This window comes from Eudoraea sp. (genome assembly GCF_049665975.1).
Taxonomy (GTDB): domain Bacteria; phylum Bacteroidota; class Bacteroidia; order Flavobacteriales; family Flavobacteriaceae; genus Eudoraea.
The window spans coordinates 1-2,582 of record NZ_JBATGR010000435.1; the positions used below are offsets into that span (position 1 = coordinate 1).

3 protein-coding genes are annotated in these 2,582 nt (G+C 35.9%); all 3 read right to left on the reverse strand.

The annotated features are described in order from the left end of the window. Positions 1 to 610 (reverse strand): Gfo/Idh/MocA family protein (locus WBN20_RS14300; protein WP_424282174.1); only part of this gene is annotated, 610 nt, incomplete at its 3' end. Positions 611 to 785: 175 nt separating this feature from the next. After that, positions 786 to 1,682 (reverse strand): diacylglycerol/lipid kinase family protein, encoded by an 897-nt coding sequence (locus WBN20_RS14305; RefSeq protein WP_424282175.1) that lies wholly within the window; start codon positions 1,680 to 1,682, stop codon positions 786 to 788. A gap of 16 nt (positions 1,683 to 1,698) precedes the next feature. Next, positions 1,699 to 2,582 (reverse strand): phosphatase domain-containing protein (locus tag WBN20_RS14310; RefSeq protein WP_424282176.1); only part of this gene is annotated, 884 nt, incomplete at its 5' end.

Here is a 2,582-nt window from a genome sequence, read left to right on the forward strand (position 1 = left end):
CTTGTCTGCACATATTTAGAAATAGTAACTCGTCACGACCATAATTGACATTTTCCATCATCATACAGTGCTTTCTCGTCTTTTCTGATGTGTCTACAATCTTCCAGAGTTCTTCAATACTAATAGCCAGGGGTACTTCAACAAAGGCATGGGCACCTTTATTCATCACTTCAATAGCCATTGGGGCATGATTTGCCCAGTTTGTTGCAATAAAAACCATATCGGGCCGAACTTCTTCAAGCATCAATTTCCATTTAGCTTCATCCCCGTAATAGGTAGCAATGTTTTGATGTCTTTGACCTTTACCCATTTCAGTAACCACAGCAGCCCATTTAGTAGCAAGATCTTCATAGAGATCGCATATCGCAACTATTTCTGTGCCCGGAAGAGAGGCGGCAAACTGTAAATGAGCCGGTCCTCTGGCTCCAACCCCAATTACCGCAATTCTAACGGTCTCCAACTTCTGAGCGGCAAATCCGCCCATATACAGTGCGCTTTTAGGCCGAGTATCTTGAGCGCTACCGGTAAAAGGAAAAGTAGTAGCCGCAGCCAGACCTGCAGCCGATAAGGAGGTCTTCTTAATAAAATTTCTTCTGTTTATGTTTTTCATTACTCAAAATGTTGAATCTGAGTAAGAAAATTACTGTTTTTTATTTAAACAGACGAGTTGCGATTAATCAATCTTATTTGAGGCAAAAACTTACCTCCCAGAAGAAAGTAAAAGATCAATTGGGATCTTATTCTGAAATATGTATGATTCCTTTTTGTGGTATCTGAAATGTTAACTATTTGATGTTTAAATTATCATGGTGGGTTATTAACTTAATCGCACCGGTTAAAATTTTAACATCAATTTTGTCAAACATGCCAATAACTTCACCATCGAGCTGAAGAAGCCTGGGTTCCTCAAATTCAATCTCTGCCTCTTTTGTGACTATTAGTTGGCTATACTGACTTTTTAGATATTCTTCATCAAACTTTGCCAAGCCTGCCTTTATTAGTGAAATGGTATCTACCTTTTCAACAATAACAATTTCAAATTTACCGTCCATCGGATTCCCCACTGCGTTAAGAGGAACGCCAGTTCCATATTTTCTTGAATTGCAGATACTCACCATGAGGCCATTAGCCTTGGTAGTTTCCCCGTTGGCCTTAACTGTTATATTAAAGTATTTTAGTTTATCCAGTTCTTCAAGGAAATACTTGGCATAGGTGATCATGCCTCTATTTTTATCTTTAGAATATGCGTCAACAATATTTGCATTTATCCCAACATCACCAATATGGGTAGTATAATACTGATCATTAACAAGCAACAAATCTAACCCCCTGATTGTGTCAGACATAATTAGGTCTTTAAGGGCTTCAATTGGATCGGGATTTACAAATAATTCTGTAGCCATGCCATTTGCGGAACCCTGTGGGATAATACCCATAGGGTAATCTGTTCCCAGTAGTGCAATAGCTGTAAAAAGTGTGGTTCCATCTCCCCCTACCGATGCAACCCGGTCCGGTTGATATTCATCCAAAACAATTTTCAACTCATCTTCGTCATTAACTCCGGTAGTTTTAAAAACCTTATAATCTATCCCATACTTATTTAAAAGTGTTTCAGATTTACGTAAAAAGGGTTCTTTGTCTACACCTCCTGATATTGGATTGACAACAAGTAATATTTTCATTTGTGATTTAATTTAATTAAAACAAGTTTATTTCTTCACCCACATCATCCATGCTCTTGAAATACTTAGTTGGTATTTCCATAGCCTGAAGCTTTTTCCAGAAAGCCCCGTGACTTTTGGGCCTTATTTTATTGGTTTGTCTGATGAATATTTTTAGAATTCTAATTGGGTATTCTTCGGCTATTATCGTATAGACTTCCAGATCTTTTTGTGAGTCATCACCAATGAGTACGAATTTTTTATTCTCAGAATTTTCAATTAAAAAACGAATATAATTTACTTTAAAATCTTTTCCTTTTTTTGATAAAAACAATTCATGAAATTTGAGATAAGGGGTTAGTATGAGTGATCCTTTCGGAAGATTATTGTGCTCTATAAAAGTTGTGAGCATATTAAATAGGTTACTTTCACTTTTAGAAATGTAAAATATACGGGCGTTTTTTTTACAAAAGACCTCAAAAAGTTTTGAAGTAAATCTAACCACGCTTCGATCTTTGGGTGAATTTGTCAGTAGTGTTTTTATCCTCTTATAAAAGTTGGCACTGTATGAAACTATAATGGTGTCATCTATATCGGAGATTACATCAAAATCACCAGGAGTGTTTTTGAATTTTATGGGATATTTTTGAATGATTTCCAGGGGGAAATCATCGTTTAAAGTTATGGACACCGGGTTTTGTTTGAAATTATCAATAGCAACAAAAAAGCTACCATATTTGTCAGTTTGGGTATGCACTTTTTCTTCTCCAATCCTAATAGTTATTTTTTGGTTAATAGCACGCTGAATGAAATAGGACCAGATTAATTTCTGTAAATTTCGGAACTTGCTTATTTGATTCTGATATACAAAGGGAATCTCTTCCAAAATAACACCGGTAAATAGTGTTTTCTTATCCAATT